19 protein-coding genes are annotated in these 18917 nt (G+C 61.4%); all 19 read left to right on the forward strand.

The window, feature by feature from the left end; translation table 11 throughout:
• Nucleotides 1-55: 55 nt before the first annotated feature.
• The 19 genes from rpsT (at nucleotide 56) to IZU87_RS08845 (ending at nucleotide 18913) form a co-directional block, all read left to right on the forward strand.
• Nucleotides 56-322 (forward strand): 30S ribosomal protein S20, encoded by a 267-nt coding sequence (gene rpsT / locus IZU87_RS08755; protein ID WP_043335965.1) that lies wholly within the window; start codon nucleotides 56-58, stop codon nucleotides 320-322.
• A 60-nt stretch (nucleotides 323-382) separates the two neighbouring features.
• Nucleotides 383-2098, forward strand: a complete 1716-nt coding sequence (gene murJ, locus IZU87_RS08760) for a murein biosynthesis integral membrane protein MurJ (protein ID WP_213114275.1) — start codon at nucleotides 383-385, stop codon at nucleotides 2096-2098.
• Between the two features lie 134 nt (nucleotides 2099-2232).
• Nucleotides 2233-3366, forward strand: coding sequence for a bifunctional riboflavin kinase/FAD synthetase (gene ribF / locus IZU87_RS08765; RefSeq protein ID WP_153636667.1), 1134 nt, complete (start codon nucleotides 2233-2235; stop codon nucleotides 3364-3366).
• A gap of 11 nt (nucleotides 3367-3377) precedes the next feature.
• Entirely contained in the window at nucleotides 3378-6209 is a 2832-nt protein-coding gene (gene ileS / locus IZU87_RS08770) for an isoleucine--tRNA ligase (RefSeq protein ID WP_131432822.1), read from the forward strand.
• Between the two features lie 118 nt (nucleotides 6210-6327).
• Nucleotides 6328-6855: a signal peptidase II gene (gene lspA / locus IZU87_RS08775; RefSeq protein ID WP_054556926.1), complete on the forward strand. Its 528-nt coding sequence runs from the start codon at nucleotides 6328-6330 to the stop codon at nucleotides 6853-6855.
• 20 nt (nucleotides 6856-6875) lie between these two features.
• On the forward strand, nucleotides 6876-7319 hold the full coding sequence (gene fkpB / locus IZU87_RS08780) for an FKBP-type peptidyl-prolyl cis-trans isomerase (protein ID WP_043335961.1): 444 nt from the start codon (nucleotides 6876-6878) through the stop codon (nucleotides 7317-7319).
• Nucleotides 7320-7378: 59 nt separating this feature from the next.
• A complete protein-coding gene (gene ispH / locus IZU87_RS08785) occupies nucleotides 7379-8347 on the forward strand; it encodes a 4-hydroxy-3-methylbut-2-enyl diphosphate reductase (protein WP_213114276.1) in 969 nt (322 codons plus the stop codon).
• 221 nt (nucleotides 8348-8568) lie between these two features.
• Nucleotides 8569-9057, forward strand: a complete 489-nt coding sequence (locus IZU87_RS17895; RefSeq protein ID WP_107335846.1) for a type IV pilin protein — start codon at nucleotides 8569-8571, stop codon at nucleotides 9055-9057.
• A 74-nt stretch (nucleotides 9058-9131) separates the two neighbouring features.
• The gene (locus tag IZU87_RS08795) at nucleotides 9132-9632 is read left to right on the forward strand and encodes a GspH/FimT family pseudopilin (RefSeq protein ID WP_176678500.1); all 501 of its coding nucleotides are present in this window, start codon (nucleotides 9132-9134) and stop codon (nucleotides 9630-9632) included.
• A complete protein-coding gene (gene pilV / locus IZU87_RS08800; RefSeq protein ID WP_213114277.1) occupies nucleotides 9629-10195 on the forward strand; it encodes a type IV pilus modification protein PilV in 567 nt (188 codons plus the stop codon). The genes IZU87_RS08795 and pilV (IZU87_RS08800) overlap by 4 nt, the downstream gene beginning before the upstream one ends.
• Nucleotides 10192-11181, forward strand: coding sequence for a prepilin-type N-terminal cleavage/methylation domain-containing protein (locus IZU87_RS08805; protein WP_213114278.1), 990 nt, complete (start codon nucleotides 10192-10194; stop codon nucleotides 11179-11181). Before pilV (IZU87_RS08800) ends, IZU87_RS08805 begins: the two co-directional genes overlap by 4 nt.
• Complete coding sequence (locus IZU87_RS08810) at nucleotides 11181-11759, forward strand: pilus assembly PilX family protein (RefSeq protein WP_131432819.1); 579 nt, start codon at nucleotides 11181-11183, stop codon at nucleotides 11757-11759. The genes IZU87_RS08805 and IZU87_RS08810 overlap by 1 nt, the downstream gene beginning before the upstream one ends.
• 13 nt (nucleotides 11760-11772) lie before the next feature.
• Nucleotides 11773-15360 (forward strand): pilus assembly protein, encoded by a 3588-nt coding sequence (locus tag IZU87_RS08815; protein ID WP_213114279.1) that lies wholly within the window; start codon nucleotides 11773-11775, stop codon nucleotides 15358-15360.
• Between the two features lie 10 nt (nucleotides 15361-15370).
• Nucleotides 15371-15709: a hypothetical protein gene (locus IZU87_RS08820; protein ID WP_043335952.1), complete on the forward strand. Its 339-nt coding sequence runs from the start codon at nucleotides 15371-15373 to the stop codon at nucleotides 15707-15709.
• Nucleotides 15709-16194: a type IV pilin protein gene (locus tag IZU87_RS08825; protein WP_082388835.1), complete on the forward strand. Its 486-nt coding sequence runs from the start codon at nucleotides 15709-15711 to the stop codon at nucleotides 16192-16194. The genes IZU87_RS08820 and IZU87_RS08825 overlap by 1 nt, the downstream gene beginning before the upstream one ends.
• Before the next feature lie 215 nt (nucleotides 16195-16409).
• The gene (locus tag IZU87_RS08830) at nucleotides 16410-16976 is read left to right on the forward strand and encodes a GspH/FimT family pseudopilin (protein WP_052384817.1); all 567 of its coding nucleotides are present in this window, start codon (nucleotides 16410-16412) and stop codon (nucleotides 16974-16976) included.
• The gene (gene pilV, locus IZU87_RS08835; RefSeq protein ID WP_077373459.1) at nucleotides 16969-17442 is read left to right on the forward strand and encodes a type IV pilus modification protein PilV; all 474 of its coding nucleotides are present in this window, start codon (nucleotides 16969-16971) and stop codon (nucleotides 17440-17442) included. Before IZU87_RS08830 ends, pilV (IZU87_RS08835) begins: the two co-directional genes overlap by 8 nt.
• A complete protein-coding gene (locus IZU87_RS08840) occupies nucleotides 17439-18395 on the forward strand; it encodes a PilW family protein (RefSeq protein ID WP_213114280.1) in 957 nt (318 codons plus the stop codon). Before pilV (IZU87_RS08835) ends, IZU87_RS08840 begins: the two co-directional genes overlap by 4 nt.
• The gene (locus IZU87_RS08845; protein WP_213114281.1) at nucleotides 18392-18913 is read left to right on the forward strand and encodes a pilus assembly PilX family protein; all 522 of its coding nucleotides are present in this window, start codon (nucleotides 18392-18394) and stop codon (nucleotides 18911-18913) included. The genes IZU87_RS08840 and IZU87_RS08845 overlap by 4 nt, the downstream gene beginning before the upstream one ends.
• The last annotated feature ends 4 nt before the right edge of the window (nucleotides 18914-18917 follow it).

Below are 18917 nucleotides of genomic sequence, written 5' to 3' on the forward strand. Positions count from 1 at the left end.
CCAAATTCAAGTTCATGAGTACGCGCCTACGGGTGGACTCATAAGGAGCATCAAAGTGGCAAATTCCAAGCAAGCACGTAAGCGCGCTCGTCAGGCTGAAGTTCGTCGTCAGCACAACTCCGCACAGCGTTCCGCCGTGCGTACCAGCATCAAGAACGTGCTGAAGACCGTCAAGACTGGCGATCACGCTGCTTCCATGGCCGCTTTCAATGTCGCGCAGAAGGTCCTCGACCGTTACGCCGACAAGGACATTCTGTCCAAGAAGAAGGCCGCTCGTCTGAAGAGCCGTCTGAACACTCGCGTCAAGGCACTGGCTGTCTAAGACGTGTGAGTGTGAAAAAACCGGCTTCGGCCGGTTTTTTTGTGTCTGTCTGTCGAGTGGATGACATCGGTGTCAGGTCAGGGAAGCGAGAGGGGTGTCAGGGTGAGCAAGCCGCAGGATGAGTCGCCCGCAGGCGAGAAGGGAGTCAGGGGAGAAGACGGCAAGGCCGAGGCCGCCGCGCAGTCCGCTTCACAGGTGAGTGCCCAGGGCGAGACCCGCTCGGGCGACAGCCTGCCGGTGCGGGGTGGTCTGTTGCGCTCCGGGTTGATCGTCAGCGTGATGACGATGCTGTCGCGCGTGCTGGGCCTGGCGCGCGATGTGACCATCGCATCCCTGCTGGGCGCCGGCAGCGGGGCGGACGCCTTCTTCGTCGCCTTCAAGATCCCCAACTTCATGCGCCGCCTGTTTGCCGAGGGTGCCTTCAACCAGGCCTTCATTCCGGTGCTGTCGGAGTATGCGACTCGCCGGACGCGGGAAGAGGTCCGTGAGTTGCTGGACGCCGTCAGCGGCAGTCTTGGCGTCATACTCGCGTTGATCACCGCGCTTGCGATGCTGTGCGCACCCTGGCTGGTGTGGGTCTTCGCGCCCGGGTTCGGTGACGATGCCGGCAAGCTGGCGCTGACCGGCGACATGCTGCGCCTGACCTTCCCGTATCTGCTGCTGATCTCGCTGACCGCCTTCGCGGGCAGCGTGCTCAATACCTGGAATCGCTTTGCGGTGCCGGCCATCACGCCGGTGCTGCTCAACCTGAGCCTGATCGGTGCGGCACTGTTGCTGGCCCCGCGCTTCGAAACACCCGCCATGGCGCTGGCCTGGGGGGTGCTGATCGCAGGTGGCGTGCAGCTGCTGTTCCAGGTGCCGTTCCTGTTGCGCCTCGGCCTGATGCCCAAGCCATGGCCGAATTTCGCCCATGAAGGCGTGCGCCGCATCCTCAAGTTGATGACCCCGGCGCTGTTCGGTGTCTCGGTCTCGCAGATCAATCTGCTGCTGGATACCGTGCTGGCCTCGTTTCTGGTCACCGGCAGCGTGTCGTGGCTCTATTACTCCGACCGTCTGGTCGAGCTGCCGCTGGGCATCATCGGCATCGCCATCGGGACGGTGATTCTGCCGGCGCTCTCCAAGCGCCACGCCGAGCAATCACTGGAGCACTTCCAGAAGATGCTCGACTGGGCGCTGCGTTCGGTACTGTTGATCGGTGTGCCGGCGGCATTGGCGCTCGGCGTGCTGGCCGAACCGCTGCTGATCACGCTGTTCCACTACGGCGCGATGACCGACAACGATGTGGTGATGTCGGCCCAGAGCCTGCGTGCCTACAGCTTCGGGCTGCTGGCCTTCATGTTGATCAAGGTGCTGGCGCCGGGCTTCTATGCGCGTCAGGACACGAAAACGCCGGTCAAGATCGGTATCATCGCGATGGTCGCCAACATGGCCTTCAACCTGGCGCTGATCGTGCCGCTGGCGCATGCCGGGCTCGCGCTGGCCACGGCGCTGTCGGCCTTCCTCAATGCGGGTCTGCTGGCACGCGGCCTGTATCGTGACGGCGTGCTGCGCTTCCAGCCCGGCTGGGGACGCTATTCCCTGACGCTGATCGGCGGTTGTGCCCTGATGGGCGGCGGCCTGATGTGGCTGTCGCCGGACTGGACCACCTGGCTTGGTTGGGGCCTGTGGGAGCGCTGTGCGATGATGGGAGCGCTGGTCGTCGGCGGTGTACTGGCCTATGCGGTGTGGTTGGGGCTGTGCGGTGTCCGCCCGCGCCATTTCCGCATGCAGAGCTGAGTCTGCTGCCCGGGTGCCATGCAGGTTGGTGCCCCCGGTTCCAGCTGTTTTCTCCCTGGCGGGGCAACGGTGGCTGTCAGCGCCGTGCCCCTTCGCTATAATCGACCACTTTCGGCGGCTTGTGTGATGCACGCATGGACTTGATCAGAGGACTCCACAATCTCGCCCGCCTGCGCAAGCAGGATGGCAGTCGCGGCTGTGTGGCCACCATCGGCAATTTCGATGGCGTGCATCTCGGCCACCAAGCGATTCTGGAGCAACTTCGCGAGCGCGCGGCGGCCTATGGCCTGCCCGCCACGGTGGTGGTGTTCGAGCCGCAGCCGCGTGAGTTCTTCGCGGGTGACAAGGCGCCGCCGCGGCTGACGCGTCTGGCGGACAAGGTGCGTCTGCTGGGCAGCCATGGCGCCGAGCGCGTGCTGTGTCTGCCCTTCAATGAGACGCTGCGCTCGCTGTCGGCACGTGAGTTCATCGAGCAGGTGCTGATCGATGGACTCGGCGTGCGTCATCTGGTGGTCGGTGACGATTTCCGCTTCGGCTGCGATCGCGCCGGAGACTTCGCGTTGCTGGAACGTATCGGCGCCGCCGAAGGCTTTGCGGTGGAGCATACCCGCACCTTCGAGATCGCCGGTGAGCGTGTTTCCAGTACCCGCGTGCGTGAGGTGCTGGCCGCAGGCGACATGGCGCTGGCCGCCCGGCTGCTGGGGCGTGCCCACCACTGGCAGGGACGCGTGGTCGCGGACCGCCAGCTGGGTCGCACGCTGGGCGTGCCGACCGCCAACCTGCCGCTGCCGAATGCGCCGCTGGCAGTCTCCGGCGTCTACGCGGTGATGGCGCACCTTGCCGACGGCCGCGACTGTCCGGCGGTGGCCAACATCGGCTGGCGCCCGACGGTCGGTACGCCGCGGCCGGTGCTCGAGGTCCATCTGCTGGACTTCGCGGAAGACCTCTATGGCCAGCCGATGCGCGTCAGCTTCTGCGCCTTCCTGCGCGGTGAACAGCGCTTCGATGGCCTGGAAGCCCTCAAGGCCGCCATCTACGCCGACATCGCCCTGGCGAAGCGCTTCTTCGCGCTGGCCGCGGGCGAGACGCCTGCCGGTGATGAGCAGGCGTTGCTCGATTGCATGACCTCGATGGCTGACCTGCCGCTGGCCAGCCGTCCGCTGAGCGCACTGATGACGGATGCGCCGACGGCACCCTTACACGGCACTGCTGAGGTGTCTGATTCCACAGCTCGGGAAGCCCAGGCTTCCCGCCCCCACGACGGCTGACCCGAAAGGCTATGAGCGACTACAAGCACACTTTGAATCTGCCCGATACCGACTTCCCGATGCGCGGCAATCTCCCCAAGCGTGAGCCGGACCAACTGGCACGCTGGAACGAGATTGACCTCTACGCGCGTCTGCGTGAAGCAGGCAAGGGCCGTCCGAGCTTCGTGCTCCACGACGGCCCTCCCTATGCCAACGGCAATATTCACATCGGTCATGCCGTCAACAAGATTCTCAAGGACATCATCGTCAAGTCCAAGACGATGGCGGGCTTCGACGCGCCTTACGTGCCGGGTTGGGACTGTCATGGTCTGCCCATCGAGCACAAGGTCGAGACGACCCACGGCAAGCACCTCGAGTCCGAGAAGGCGCGTCATCTCTGCCGTGAATACGCCGGCGTGCAGGTGGAAGGCCAGAAGCACGAGTTCATCCGTCTCGGTATCGTCGGTGACTGGGGCAACCCCTATCGCTCCATGGACTTCGCCAATGAAGCCGGCGAGATCCGTGCGCTGGCCGAGATGGTCAAGGGCGGGTATGTCTTCAAGGGCCTGAAGCCGGTCAACTGGTGCTTCGACTGCGGCTCTGCGCTGGCGGAAGCGGAAGTCGAGTACGCCGACAAGACCTCTGACGCCATCGACGTCGCCTTCGCGGCAGACGATAGCGCGGCGCTGGCCAAGGCCTTCGGCCTCGAGTCACTGAGCAAGCCGGCGGCGATCGTGATCTGGACCACCACCCCGTGGACCATCCCGGCCAACCAGGCACTCAACGTGCACCCGGACTTCGTCTACTCGCTGGTCGACACCGGCGAGCGCCTGCTGGTGCTGGCCGAGGAGCTGGTCGAGGACAGTCTGGCGCGCTTCGGTCTGAGCGGCGAGACGCTGGCGACCGTCAACGGCGCGGCGCTGGAGCTGATCAACTTCCGTCACCCGATCTACGATCGTCTGTCGCCGGTCTATCTGGCCGACTACGTCGAGACCGGCGCCGGTACCGGCATCGTCCACTCCGCGCCGGCCTACGGTGAGGATGACTTCCATACCTGCCGTCGTTACGGCATGAGCTTCGACGAGATCGAAAGCCCGGTGCAGGGTAACGGCGTGTACGTGCCGGACCTGCCGGAATTCGGTGGCCAGTTCATCTGGAAGGCCAACCCGAACATCGTCGCGCGTCTGGAAGAGCTCGGCGCGCTGATGGCGCACGAGAAGATCAGCCACAGCTACATGCACTGCTGGCGCCACAAGACCCCGGTCATCTATCGCGCGACGGCCCAGTGGTTCGTCGGCATGGACATTGCCGGCACCGACGGCGTGACTTTGCGTGACAAGGCGCTGTCCGCCATCGAGGATACCGCCTTCATCCCGGCGTGGGGGCAGGCGCGTCTGAAGAGCATGATCGCCAACCGTCCGGACTGGTGCATCTCGCGTCAGCGCAACTGGGGCGTGCCGATCCCGCTGTTCCTGCATCGCGCGACGGGGGAGCTGCACCCCGACAGCGTGGCGCTGATGGAAGCGGTCGCCGATCGCGTCGCCGAGCACGGTATCGATGCCTGGTGGTCACTCGATAGCCAGGAGCTGCTGGGCGATGAGGCCGAGAACTACGAGAAGGTCACCGACACGCTGGACGTGTGGTTCGACTCCGGGACGACCCACTGGCATGTGCTGCGTGGCTCGCACCCGCATGGTCACGAGCAAGGCCCGCGTGCCGACCTGTACCTGGAAGGCTCCGACCAGCACCGTGGCTGGTTCCACTCGTCACTGCTGACCGGCTGTGCCATCGACGGCCACGCGCCCTACAAGGCGCTGCTGACTCACGGTTTCACCGTGGATGCCCAGGGTCGCAAGATGTCCAAGTCCGTCGGCAACGTGGTCGCACCGCAACAGGTGATGGACAAGCTGGGCGCCGACATCCTGCGCCTGTGGGTGTCCTCCAATGACTACTCCGGCGAGATGGCCGTCTCGGACGAGATCCTCAAGCGGACCGCCGATGCCTATCGTCGTATCCGCAACACCTCGCGCTTCCTGCTGTCCAACCTGAACGGCTTCGAGCCCGAGCGTGATGCGCTGGCCTTTGACGACATGCTGGCGCTGGACCAGTGGGTGGTCGATCGTGCCGCCCAGCTGCAGGCACGTGTCGAGCTGGCCTACGAGGAATACCGCTTCCTCGACATCTATCAGCAGGTGCTGACCTTCTGCTCGCGTGAGCTGGGCGGCTTCTATCTGGATGTCATCAAGGACCGCCAGTACACCACGCAGCCGAACTCGCGTGCGCGTCGTAGCTGCCAGACGGCGCTGTATCACGTGATCGAGGCGCTGGCACGCTGGATGGCGCCGATCCTCTCCTTCACCGGTGAAGAGATCTACGCCAACATCCCGGGCCCGCGCAAGGACACCATCTTCCTCGAGACGGCCTACACCGGCCTGACGACTCTGGCGGATGATGCGGCCATGGGGCGTGAGTTCTGGGAGCAGGTGCTGCACGTCAAGCAGGCGGTCAACAAGACGCTGGAGGGCGCGCGCAACGCCGGTCTGGTCAAGAACGGCCTGGCGGCGGAAGTCACCCTCTACGTCAATGACGAGCTCAACACGCTGCTGGCAAGTCTCGGCGACGAGCTGCGCTTCGTGATGCTGACCAGCGGCGTGACCCTGGCGCCTCTCGAGGCGGCCGGTGAGGCGGAAGAGACCGAAGTGTCCGGCCTCAAGGTGGCGGTCAAGGTCAGCGAGAATGCCAAGTGCGAGCGTTGCTGGCACCACCGTCCGGAAGTCGGCACCCTGCCGGAACATCCGACGCTGTGCAGCCGCTGTGTGACCAACCTGCCGGATGGCGAAGGCGAGACGCGTCACTTCGCTTGATCGCTGATGCGACCGCGGCATCGTTCAGCCTCCGCTGAGCGCTGATATCGAACGCCGGGCTCTGGCCCGGCGTTCGTGTCTTGCCGGTCGCAGACTCATTTCACGACAGGAAGGTAACATGACGTCTTCTTCACAAGGCCCCGCGACGGATACCCCCTCGGCCGGCAGTGAGCCGATGCGCTCGCCGCTGCGCTGGCTGTGGCTGTCGCTGGTGATCGTGGTGCTGGACCTGGCCACCAAGTGGCTGGCCAGCAGTTCGCTGGTCTATGGTCAGGCCAACGAAGTGCTGCCGATCTTCAATCTGACGCTGCTCCACAACACCGGCGCGGCGTTCAGTTTTCTGGCCGGCCATGATGGCTGGCAGCGCTGGTTGTTTGCGGGCATCGCGGTGGTGGCAGCCATCGGCCTGAGCATCTGGCTTGCGCGCCTCAAGCGTCACGAGACCTTCACCGCGCTGGGCATCGCGCTGGTGCTGGGGGGCGCGCTTGGCAATCTCTATGATCGTGTCGTGCATGGCTACGTGGTGGACTTCCTGTCCTTCCACTGGGGCAATGCCTTCTTCCCGGCCTTCAACGTGGCGGACGTCGCCATCAGCCTGGGAGCCGTGGCACTGATTCTTGAATCTTTCCGTGGCCGCTCCGAATGAGCGCCACAAGCGAGGTCAGCATGAGCGAGCATCGTATCGCCGATAACATGGAGGTCAGCCTCCATTTCCGTCTGCGTCTGGAAGACGGCACCGAGGTGGACTCCACCTTCGACAAGACACCGGCCACCTTCCAGGTGGGTGACGGCAATCTGCCGCCGGGCTTCGAGCGTTCGATCATGGGCATGGCGGCGGGCGAGACCGGCAGCTTCACGATCACGCCGGAGCATGCCTTCGGTCAGCACAATCCGCAGAACGTCCAGACCGTGGCGCGCAAGAGCTTCGATGAAGAGATCGAGGTCGGCATGGTGATGTCCTTCGCCGAGCCGTCGGGTTCGGAGCTGCCGGGCATCATCCGCGAGATCGATGAGCGTGACGTCAAGGTCGACTTCAATCACCCGCTGGCCGGGCGTACCCTGACCTTCGAGGTCGAGGTACTGTCAGTCGCCCCCGCGACCACGCACTGAGTCTTCTTTCCAGAGGTGCGCTCCCCGTGAGCGCACCTCGCCATCAAGCGGAGCCTGTCATGCAGATCAAGCTGGCCAACCCGCGCGGTTTCTGCGCCGGAGTGGATCGCGCCATCGATATCGTCAACGGGGCGCTCGACGTGTTCGGGCCGCCGATCTACGTGCGTCACGAGGTGGTGCACAACCGTTTCGTGGTCGACTCCCTCAAGGAGCGCGGCGCCATCTTCGTCGAGGAACTGCACGAAGTGCCGGATGACGTCATCGTCATCTTCTCGGCACACGGTGTCTCGCGTGCCGTGCAGGAAGAGGCCGAGCGTCGCAACCTCAAGGTCTTCGATGCCACCTGTCCGCTGGTGACCAAGGTGCACATGGAAGTCCTGCGCTATGCGCGCAAGGGTCAGGATTGCGTGCTGATCGGTCATGAGGGCCACCCGGAGGTCGAGGGCACCATGGGCCGCTATGACACTTCCAAGGGTGGCACCATCCATCTGGTGGAAGACGAGTCCGATGTGGCGCGTCTGGAGGTCAAGGACCCGGAGCAGCTGGCCTTCGTCACCCAGACCACGCTCTCGATGGATGATACGGCGCGGGTGATCGACGCGCTGCGCGAACGCTTCCCGGCGATTCAGGGCCCGCGCAAGGATGACATCTGCTACGCGACCCAGAATCGCCAGGACGCCGTGCGCATGCTGGCGGAAGCCTGCGATGTGGTGCTGGTGGTCGGCAGCCCCAACAGCTCCAACTCCAATCGCCTGCGCGAACTGGCCGAGCGCATGCAGACCTCCGCCTGGTTGATCGACGATGCGCAGCAGATCGAGGCCAGCTGGCTCGAGGGTATCGGCAGCATCGGCATCACCGCCGGGGCCAGTGCCCCCGAAGTGCTGGTGCAGGGCGTGATCGATCGTCTGATGGCGCTGGGAGCCTCGGCGCCCGAGGAGCTCGAGGGCCAGGAGGAAAACATCGTCTTCTCCATGCCCAAGGAGCTCAAGGAGCGCTTGATCGCCTCGGATCAGATCCGCGAGCTGTAACGCCTTGTAAGTTTCTGCCAGTGAAGAAGCCGCGACCCTGTCGCGGCTTTTTTGTGCGCGCCATTCGCATTTTGCCATCCAATTCAGCAGTTTTTTGTATAAGCAACGGCATTCTTGAGCACGATCGTTGATCGATCTAGTGCGTATTGAAAAAAAATGTAATGCGCAGTTACCAAAATGATACATAATAGAGGTATGGTTCGTACTCTGGAGAATTCCCCATGCCACGACTGTTCTCGGTCACCGGTGTCAGCAGTGCAGGTGCACGCCGCAAGCCGAGACCGGGGCGCGGGGCAGCTGGCAGGCGTCGGGCCAAGGGCTTCACCCTGATCGAGATGATGATGGTGGTCGCGATCATCGGCATTCTGGCGGCGGTCGCCATTCCCTCCTATCTCGGTTATGTGGAACGCAGCTGGCGCTCGCATGCTCAGCAGGCACTGGGGCAGCAGGCCAGACAGTTGCATGGCTTCTACTACCAGAATTTCTCCGAGGCGCCCGTGGGGGATGATGACCAGCCGACGGATGGCGTCAGCCGTATAGAGGACGGCGGTGGCAATCTTCGCTACCTGATCACGTATCGCAGTCTGTCTGCCTCGGCCTTCGTCCTGCAGGCGACGCCTCAAGGGGCACAGCTCAATGATGACTGCGGCGTGCTGTGGATGGACCAGGACATGAATACCGGTGCCGAAGGAGGAGGTCGGTGCTGGTGATGGTGGGCCCCCAGAAGACAGACTCGAGTCCGGCACGGCCGGTCGACCCTCAGCGGCAAGGAGAAGTATCTCTTATGCGCCAATCCCGTGGTTTCACCCTGATCGAGCTGGTCGTGACAGTGGCGATCATTGCCATCATCGCGACCTGGGCGGTGCCGGCCTGGCAAGGCCTGGTGCAGCGCTCTCAGGTGGAGTCCGATGTGCGTGCCCTGACCCATGCGCTCGGCATGGCGCGCAGCACCGCCACCACGCGCGGTGTGGATGTGAGTGTCTGTCCCTATGCGCCGAGCGTCGCCACCCCCAACCCCACGACCTGTGATGATGACTGGGCGAATGGCTGGGTCGTCTATGTCGGGAGTACTTCCAACTTCACCCTCGACGACCGCCTGTGGATTCATCAGGACAGCAATGCGGTTGCCCAGTCGGGGGGCGCTTCCAGGATCACCTACAACGATCGCGGCACGCTGACTAGTGGCAACAGTACGCTGGTGTTCTGTGCGGCCTCCGATGCTACCTCTGTGGTAGTGGCGCCTTCAGGCCGTGTACGCCTTGAATCAGGAGGGGACTGCTCATGACAGCATCGTTGATGACCACATCCCTCAAGCAAGCCCTGCAGCCGCGAGCGCTGAGAAAGACATTGCTGTCTCGCCTGCAGCGGCGCCGTTCCGCTCGGCATTCACAGCGCGGCGTTGGCCTGATCGAGGCGCTGGTCGCGGTCATGCTGCTGGGGGTTTCCCTGCTGGGGCTGGGGTTGTTGCAAGTTCAGACGCTTCAACATCAGCCCGTCAGCTACAGCAATACCGTGGCACAACTGCTGTCGCTGGACATGGCTGAGCGTATCCGCGCCAACCTTGAGGCCATCGATCAATATGATGATGCCGACACCACCAATGCGCCGGCGGATGGATGCAGCTCGGACTGCGTGCCCGCAGAGCTGGCGGACCAGGACATCATTGATTGGGGTGACGCCATCATCGGCTCCACGCTGACCAGTGGCGTCGGCAGCGTGGACGTCGACGAGCGTGTTGTCGGCGGCGCCGGCATCGGCGTTCACGACGTCAGTGTCCAGGTGCAGTGGAGTGACCCCATCAGCGGGGGAGTTGACCAGCAGACCTATCGTTTCGAGGTAGAGCCATGAATCGCTGTTCCCCTGCATCGGCCCGCCGACGCTTCGCCCCCGCCACCACCCACCCTCATGGCATGAAGCGCCAGGCGGGTGTGGGGCTTGTCGAGCTGATGATCAGCCTGGTGCTGGGGCTGCTGATCACGGCGATGGCCGTGCAGATGTTCTCGACCTCACGCAGCACCGTGAGCACCCAGGAGGCGCTTTCCTATCTGCAGGAGTCGGCCCGCTACGTGTCCTTCCGGCTTCAGCCGCTGATGCGCAATGTGGGCTACGCAGGCTGTGCCAATAGCCGCGATATCACCAATGCCAGCTCGGTGGATGCGTCCCATGACCTCACGGCGCCTTTCGGTGGTCAGCAGCGTACCCAGCGGGGCCTCAGCTATTTCAATCTGACGTTCGTCGCTGCCAGCAAGGACGGCGATGAAACCACGCTGACCAGCAGCATGACGTCGCTGGGCGGCCCACTGTCCGTGCGCAACGGCAGCGAAGATGCCTTCGTGACCAACGAGTATGCGCTGGTCAGTGATTGCAGCAGCACCGATGTCTTCAGGGTGTCGGGCACTACCCAGGGCAATGTGGAAACCAACGACACCCTGTCACGTTCCTATGGCAGCTCTCAGTCCTCGAATGCCTATCTCTACCCGGTGCAGGCCTGGGAGCTGCGGCTGGATGACCAGGCCAACGATTCTTCGGTGCGTTCACTGTATATCGACCGTATCGATGCCGCTTTCGCACGCGAAGAACTGGCCTCCGGCGTACAGGGCTTCGATGTCAGTTTCAGCCTGGATACCACCGGCAATGGCAGTGTCGATCGCGTCAAGGTGCCGGCCGCCACGGTGCGCAGCGAAGGCCGTTGGGATGAGGTGCGCCGTATCGAGATCGCCCTGACGCTCGAGAGCCTGCCGGGAGTGGTGCCGGGCGGGGATAACGATGGGCGTTTGACGCGAACCTTCAATCTCACGTTCACACCGCGCAATCTGCAACTGAGGGGCAGCTGATGAATACATCGTCTTCAACGTCCAGAGTCTGCGCGGTCACCCGGGGGCCAGCACGTCAGCAAGGCATCGCCTTGCTGATCGTGTTGATCATGCTGGTCGTGATCGGCCTGCTGGCCGTGACCGGGGTCGAGGACAGTCAGCTGCAGACACGCATGGCCGTCAACAGCCGCAACTTCGAGCAGTCCTATTACAACGCGGAAACCAGCCTGAGCATCGGTGAGCGTGCGCTGCAGGAAAGCCTGGAGGATGGCACCTGGAGCCTGGACAGCTTCGATGACTCGGCCGGCCTGATGCTGGCACTGCCCGAGGATGCACCGCCGATCAACCCGCTCTCGGAAGCGGATTGGCAAGCCAGCGGTATCCAGACGCTGGATAGTGATACCGGTGCGGTCATCGGGGCCTATGTGATCGAGTATCTGGGCAAGGTCGGCGAGCCGCCGCTGAATGCCAGCAACGAAGTGAATGCGGTGGGCACGCGCCTGGATGCCTTCCGTATCAACGCGATGGGCACGGGGGGCGGCAATGGTGCCTCCTGGACAGTAGTGCAAAGCGAGATGGAACTGGGCCCTTACTTCTGAGAGGAGCATGAATATGCGTTATCTGCTGAGTGGTGCCCTGTGCCTTGTCGCCTTGCCCTGTCTGGCGGCCCCCGGGGAAATCGCCCGAGCCCCGGTCACGGAAGCGACCGGGGTTCAGCCCAATATCCTGTTCATTCTGGATGATTCGGGCAGCATGGCCTGGGAGGACACTCTCAACAAGGGGGTGGAACACTGGGGGTATCAGCCAGCGTCCTCGGTGCTTGGGAACTCCGGGGTCTACTCGATCAATGCCGGGGTCGTCAGCCATCGCACCCAGAACACCATCGCTCGGGCCATCGGCTCGTGCAATGGTTTCAATGTGCTGGCCTACAATCCGGAGCTGACCTACACCCCTTGGGCGGGCAAGGACCGCTTTGGGGTGGAGTACGCAGATGCCACGTTGTTGACGGCGCGTTCAAATCCTTATGAGCCGACGTCCACCGTCAACCTCACCGGGGTCTACTACATGCCCTGGACGGATAATGATGGTGATGGAGAGTATGACTTCGAGGAGTGTGGCCTCTATCCAAGCGGCAGCAGCCTCTATGTGGACAACACACGTCAGACCTACATCAACCAGCAGTCCGCCGCGCAGAAGACCAACTTCGCCAACTGGTTCACGTATTACCGTGACCGCATGTCCGTGGCCAAATCCGCCATGGCCGGCGTGATCGACGCCAACGAGTCCCGGGTCGGGCTACGTACCATCCAGGGTCGCAACAATCGCAACGTTGCGGACATGACGGATGTCGATGAGCGTGAAGACCTGCTGGAGGAGCTGTTTACCGCCTATCCCTCCGGTGGCACCCCTCTGCGTACCGCGCTCAAGAATGCCGGTGAGTATTATTCCAGCACTGGAAGCAATGCTCCCATCCTGAGTGCGGATGAGGGCGGCATGTGCCAGCAGAACTATTCCATCATGATGAGCGATGGCTACTGGAATGGCTCCAGCCCCAGTGTCGGCAACGTCGATGGTGGCAGCGGTGATCACATCAGTGCCAGTCACCGTGACAGCTATTCCAATACGCTTGGCGATGTCGCGATGAAATATTATCGCGAGGACCTGCGGACTGACTTGATTGACAGCGTGCCTACCATACCGGGAGTGGATGAAAACTCCGCTCAGCACATGGTGACCTACACCGTCGCTTTCGGTGTGGATGGCTCGCTGTCCGAGAACCCTGCTGATCTCGAGTCTGCCTTCACCTGGCCGCAGCCTTCCGCCAATACCAATACCACCATCGATGATCTGCGCCATGCGGCCTGGAACGGACGTGGTGAATATCTCAGCGCCGCCAATCCGCAGGCATTGATTGATGCGCTGAACAATATCGCGCAGTCCATCGCAGGACGCGCGGCCAGCACCGGTAGTCTGGACATCAGCAGTGGCGGGCAGACCAGCGGCGCTTATGTGATTCAGACCATCTATGATCCCGCCGATTGGTCGGGCGATGTCGTTGCACGCAAGATCGGCACCAATGGCGCCTTGAGCGCCACCTCGGACTGGTCCGTCGCGGAGTGGTTGCGTGACGATGATAGCCGTAGCTCCAGCCGCAAGGTGATCACCTACAACCCGGGGATCTCCGAAGTGGATGAGAAGGCGTTCTTCTTCAATATCGAGGAGGCCGGATCACTGGAGGCCGAACAGGTACTGGACATCGTGGGCTTCCTCGATGAGACCCTGCTGTCAGAAACGCTGTTGGCAACGCTGCGGAGAACCGTCCGGGATGATGACGACGACGACGACGACGACGATGACGATGATGATGATGATGGCATTCTTGGCGGAGTCGGCTCAGTGGTCGGAGGCGTCACCAGTGGCGTGGCTCAGCTGACGGGACGCGTCCTGGATACTACGGGTACCTTCCTGAAGCTGGATGGCGCTGACCTTGGTGTCAGAACGTCGGATCTCGAGAATCTGATCGGCTACCTCAAGGGTGATGATGCCTACGAAGGCACCTTGTTCCGCGAGCGTGACGACAACTATCTCGGGGATATCGTGCATGCCTCGCCGGCGATCGTCGGGCCGCCTTCGGCCAGCTATCGCAATGACATGGAAGTGTCTTCGTACCGCTCCTTCAAGACGCTGTATGAGGAGCGCCAGAACATGATCTACATCGGTGCCAACGACGGCATGCTGCACGCCATCGACATGGAGACCGGTGAAGAGAAGTTCGCCTACATGCCGTATGCCGCCTTCAGCATCGAGAGCGGGCGCGGTATTCGCCAGCTCGCTGATCAGAACTATGTGCACCAGTACTATGTCGATGCCACTCCGGTCGCGCGTGACGTGCATGTCCAGTTGGGGGATGAGGATGCGCCCGGTTGGCACTCGGTCCTGCTGGGTGGGCTGGGCGCTGGCGGCAAGGCGGTCTACATGCTGGATATCACCGATCCTGAAGGCTTCGAGTCATTGGGTGAATCCGACGGCACCTCGCCGGCCGAGATCGTGCAGTGGGAATTCACGCACGAGGACCTCGGCTATACCTTCAGCGATATTCAGGTAGCGCGTCTGGATGACGGCAAGTGGTATGCCATCTTCGGCAATGGCTACAACGCCGACAGCGATGGGCGTGCCAAGTTGTTCATCGTGGACCTGGAAGACCCCGACAACTATGCGCTGCTGGATTCTCAACAGGGCAGCAATGCCGGTGGGTCGTGCACCTCTGGCAGCAGTGACTGCAATGGCATGTCGAGTCCTGAGCTGGCCGACGTCGATGCCGATGGCATCACCGACTGGGTCTATGCCGGCGATCTGCATGGCAATGTCTGGGTGTTCGACATGCGCGAGTTCTCGCTGAGCAACATCGGCAGCAGCGAAATGTCGCGTCTGTTCCAGTCATGTGCCGTTGCCTTGAACAGCACGTCATCGACCTGTCCGGCAGCTTCCCGACAGCCCATCACATCGCGGGTAGCCGTGGCACGCAGCGGTGTCTTCAACAGCACCGTCGATACGCCGTACCTGAATGTGTACTGGGGCACCGGGCAATTGCTGACGCTGCAGGATGCGGTCGATACCTCGACGCAATCCTTCTACAGCGTGCTGCATACCGGGTCTTCGACTCGCCGTCATCATGGCCAGCTGGAAAAGCAGAGCTTCTCCAATATCAGTGGTGTGAGTGACGCGCGTACGGTCACGGGGGTAGGCGTCGATTATTCCAATCAGAACAACAATGGTATGCAGTACGGCTGGTACCTGGAGCTACCGGACTCCGGTGAGCGTCTGGTGACCATCCCGGCTGTCCGTGGTGATCTGATTGTCTTCAATACCACCATCCCGGGCTCCAATGGCCCCTGTACTGGCGGTGCCAGTGGTTGGCTGAATGCGCTCAGCTTGCGCAACGGCCTGCAGCCGGTACGCAGTTACAACAATGTGCAGCAGGTCTTTGATTACAACGATGATGGCGAGGTCAACGCGAGCGACAACGTCAACAATCAGGTCGTACTCTCGATCAAGACAGAAGGCGAGCCCACCTCACCGAAATTCCTGGGTGATACCCAGTATGTCGGTCAGGGTGGCACCAATCAGGTGGTCGAAATGGCCATGGACTTCGGGATCGATGGGCTGGAAGGCCGTAGTGCCTGGTATCAGCTGCGCTAGGAGAGAGACCATGAAGACATCACGACTCAAGCTGACTGGTAGTGGACTGATGCTGGCGGCGGGCTTGCTCTTCACGAGCTGGGGCTCCCAGGCCCTGGCGGAAGATGCCCCGATTCCGCTGGTCATGGAGCAGAGCGTCACCGGCGTCATCGACGAGCGAGAGGGGGATCAGCTGCTCGTCGACGACATGGGGTTCGTGCTTCAGCCGGATAGCCGGATACTCAATCGCAATGGGCGCGAGCTGAAGGCCTTCCACCTCACGCCGGGGCAGGAGGTCGAGGTGCGCTTCGACCCACGTGGTGAGCCGAAGCAGGTCATCGACATCACGCTGCTGCGTCGGGGGCGCTGATGATCAGGCGAACAGGGGGGGCTCGGGCACAAGGCGGCTTCGGTCTGCTGGAACTCATGATTGCCGTGGCCATCATCGGCATTCTGGCGGCGATCGCCTATCCCAGCTACCAGGATCAGGTGGAGCGTTCACGTCGCACCGACGCCACCACCGCCTTGCTGGCACTGGCCCAGACCCAGGAGCGCATCATGGCAACCTGCGGTGAATACGCGACGGCCAGCGTGACAGCGGCGACCAGCTGTGGAGATGCGCTCGGAGGCGGTGGCGGTGGTATCGGGCTGGGACAGGCAGATGCCGTCAGCGAGGAAGGCTTCTACAACCTGGCCGTCGCAGGGGATGCAGACAGCTATACCCTGACTGCCACTGCTACCGGCAGTCAGGCCAATGATGAGGACTGCGCCACCTTTACGCTCACGGAGTTGGGAGTGAAGGGAGCGGCAGTCCTTGAGGACTCGGAAGACACCGATAGCAGTGATTGTTGGTAGTCACTGACAGCCGACATTGCATGGCAAGCGCCTGAAGCCTCGATCTACGATGATCGGGGCTTTTTTTGTCATGTGCCAGTATTTCAAGGCACGCATGTTTGGACGCAAGCTCCCTGGTCTTGTTGTTGAGTATCGGCTGAGTGAGAATGTGTAACTGCTTAACTACGAATATTTGCATTTTGGTCGTCTTTCGGGCCACTCCAATGGATGAATCAATGAAGCAATCCCTCCAGATGGCTACCGGGTACTCCGGGCAGCGGGTCAGCGCGATGCGTGGTTTTACCCTTGTCGAGTTGATGGTCACCATTTCGGTGTTGGCCATCATCTCGACAGTCGCTGTGCCTGCTTGGCAGGGGTTCATCACCCGTCAGGAGGTGGCAAGCACGGCCGAAACACTCACCGCTGCGCTCAACTATGCGCGGAGCACCGCTGTGACTCGAGGGCGCCAGGTATCCGTGTGCCCGCTTAGTGGGGACGGTACTCGTTGTGAGGATACGGCTGCCTGGAACAATGGCTGGGCAGTGGTTATAGGGAGCCCAGCAGAGGCTTTGAGCAACTTTAGTACCGATAAAGTCGAGGTATTACGCGAGCACACTGGCAGCGCTTCAGTGCAGATCGCGAGTAAAAGCATTTCCTTTGATAGCCAAGGCGCGGTGCAAAGCACGACGCGCCTTCTGATATGTGGTCGTGTAACGTCACAGGCACATCGTCAGCTGGGTCTTTCTATCATTGGTCGCCTGGCGCCAGAGGCGTATGGAGCCGGAGGAATGAGCTGTGGATAAGGCATGCTGGCCAGTACGTCCTAACCAGCACGGGGCTAGTTTGATCGAGGCATTGATTGCCGTGCTGTTGATGGGGCTTGCACTGCTCGGGTTTGCATTGATGCAGATGGAAACTCTGCAGGCGAATAATGAGAGCTTCGCTCGCACTGAAGCGCGCATTTTGCTGGTGGGTATGGCTGAGCGCATTCAGGCGAACCCTGAAGGCCAATATTCGGGGAGCAATACGAAAACCGCCACGGAGCAGCAGGCCGTGACAAGCGATGATGCGCTGGCTGCCCATGACGTCTGGTCGTGGCAGCAAAGACTTGCCAATAGTCGTTTACCTGAATCCATAGGCACCATCACTGAAAGTGGCGGCCAGCTTGATCTCACTCTTTCCTGGCAGGCAGCAGCCGACAAGGGGAGTTCCGGAGATACGGATAGCCAAACACTCACTGAGACACTTCAGATCCGGATAGCGCCATGAAACCTTCATTTGGTCACCGCCGGTGCCGACTACAAGGACTTCGCCGTCAGCAGGGTATTGGGCTGGTTGAGTTGATGCTGGGATTGGTGCTGGGGTTGTTCATCACGGGTATGGCGCTTCAGTACTTCCTGACGATACGCGCTACCGCAACGACCCAAGAAGCTCTTTCCTATCTTCAGGAGAGTGCTCGTCATGTTTCACACCGTCTGCAGCCGGTCATGCGCAATATTGGCTTCTCGGGGTGTACACCCTGGTCGAATGTCAGCGATAACACGGGAACTCACGCTCAACCTCTGGCCGTTAAGACTGTCACTGAGGGTGGGGTGGGCTATGACCGCCTTGCCATGCAGATTCCTGCCCTGGCTTTGGCTGATGACGGTCAACGCGGTTGGCAGTTGTCTTCCGCGGCCGCGCAGGGCGATCGCTCCATTGAGGTGAAGAGCTACAGTGGCGAGCAATTGTCATCTGGTAGTTACGTCATGATCAGCGATTGTGAGAGTGGTGACATCGACACTGTCAGTGGTAGTGAAGATGGCAAATTGTCATTGTCGAGTGGCTTGCAGCATGGCTACGGCGGTAATCAGCAAACCCGTCCTTTCGTCTATCCTTTCGAGCGTTGGTATCTTGTAATGCTGGCGTCTACCACTGATAACCCACAACGGCTTTGCCTCAGCTCGGATAATGCGTCAGGTGTCGGCCCGGAGGCTGGATGTGCAGAGGAGCTGGCCAGTTACGTGAATGAGATACAGCTTCGATTTGACCTCGCCGTAGGCAGCGGTTACGCCGTTGATCAGACTGCCAGCCAAGTCGCAGGTCGTTGGGATCAAGTGCGGCGCATCCACCTTGATCTGGCGCTCAGCACGCCGCCTTCACTTCAGGTTGAAGGCGAAGCTGGTGGCACCATGCAACGTACCTTCTCCATGACGTTTAGCCCACGGAACCTTGGCTTATGAGTCCTCGTTATGCTTCGGCCCACCAGCAAGGTGGTATGGTGCTGCTGATGGTCCTGGTCATGCTGGTAGTCGTAGGCATGATGGCTGTGTCGGGCAGTGAAAATACTCAGTTGCAAACCCGTATGACGGTCAATGTGCAGCAATATGACACTGCTTATGCACGTGCTGAAGGATTGTTGAAAGAGGCTGAGGAAAAGCTGGAAAGTGGTGTCATTTCACTGGGCGAATTTTCGACAGGAGAGAGCAACGGACTCTACGATCTGACGGTATCGGGTGTTGATGCGCCGAGTGATCTGCTGACTCCAGATGGCTGGACCGGTATCGGTCACTTAAAGGAAGGAGAGAGCGGAAATTACATCATCGAGTATCTGGGCAGCACCGTTCAGGGCATTCTCAATGCCGACAACATGAACAATGCCTTGCCTGAAAATGGATATCGCATTACTGCAGCTGGCTGGGATGGCAGTGAGCGCCAGGCGCTGGCAGTCGTGCAGAGCGAAATCATACTGGCACAGTAAGGAT

The organism is Cobetia sp. MC34, from assembly GCF_018340035.1.
Classification (GTDB): domain Bacteria; phylum Pseudomonadota; class Gammaproteobacteria; order Pseudomonadales; family Halomonadaceae; genus Cobetia; species Cobetia amphilecti.

Bases quoted from the DNA above. Each gene is read 5' to 3' on its own strand.
- murJ (WP_213114275.1), top strand. From the start codon at position 383: ATGACATCGGTGTCAGGTCAGGGAAGCGAGAGGGGTGTCAGGGTGAGC.
- ribF (WP_153636667.1), top strand. From the start codon at position 2,233: ATGGACTTGATCAGAGGACTCCACAATCTCGCCCGCCTGCGCAAGCAG.
- ileS (WP_131432822.1), top strand. From the start codon at position 3,378: ATGAGCGACTACAAGCACACTTTGAATCTGCCCGATACCGACTTCCCG.
- lspA (WP_054556926.1), top strand. From the start codon at position 6,328: ATGACGTCTTCTTCACAAGGCCCCGCGACGGATACCCCCTCGGCCGGC.
- fkpB (WP_043335961.1), top strand. From the start codon at position 6,876: ATGAGCGAGCATCGTATCGCCGATAACATGGAGGTCAGCCTCCATTTC.
- ispH (WP_213114276.1), top strand. From the start codon at position 7,379: ATGCAGATCAAGCTGGCCAACCCGCGCGGTTTCTGCGCCGGAGTGGAT.
- IZU87_RS17895 (WP_107335846.1), top strand. From the start codon at position 8,569: ATGCCACGACTGTTCTCGGTCACCGGTGTCAGCAGTGCAGGTGCACGC.
- IZU87_RS08795 (WP_176678500.1), top strand. From the start codon at position 9,132: ATGCGCCAATCCCGTGGTTTCACCCTGATCGAGCTGGTCGTGACAGTG.
- pilV (WP_213114277.1), top strand. From the start codon at position 9,629: ATGACAGCATCGTTGATGACCACATCCCTCAAGCAAGCCCTGCAGCCG.
- IZU87_RS08805 (WP_213114278.1), top strand. From the start codon at position 10,192: ATGAATCGCTGTTCCCCTGCATCGGCCCGCCGACGCTTCGCCCCCGCC.
- IZU87_RS08810 (WP_131432819.1), top strand. From the start codon at position 11,181: ATGAATACATCGTCTTCAACGTCCAGAGTCTGCGCGGTCACCCGGGGG.
- IZU87_RS08815 (WP_213114279.1), top strand. From the start codon at position 11,773: ATGCGTTATCTGCTGAGTGGTGCCCTGTGCCTTGTCGCCTTGCCCTGT.
- IZU87_RS08820 (WP_043335952.1), top strand. From the start codon at position 15,371: ATGAAGACATCACGACTCAAGCTGACTGGTAGTGGACTGATGCTGGCG.
- IZU87_RS08825 (WP_082388835.1), top strand. From the start codon at position 15,709: ATGATCAGGCGAACAGGGGGGGCTCGGGCACAAGGCGGCTTCGGTCTG.
- IZU87_RS08830 (WP_052384817.1), top strand. From the start codon at position 16,410: ATGAAGCAATCCCTCCAGATGGCTACCGGGTACTCCGGGCAGCGGGTC.
- IZU87_RS08840 (WP_213114280.1), top strand. From the start codon at position 17,439: ATGAAACCTTCATTTGGTCACCGCCGGTGCCGACTACAAGGACTTCGC.
- IZU87_RS08845 (WP_213114281.1), top strand. From the start codon at position 18,392: ATGAGTCCTCGTTATGCTTCGGCCCACCAGCAAGGTGGTATGGTGCTG.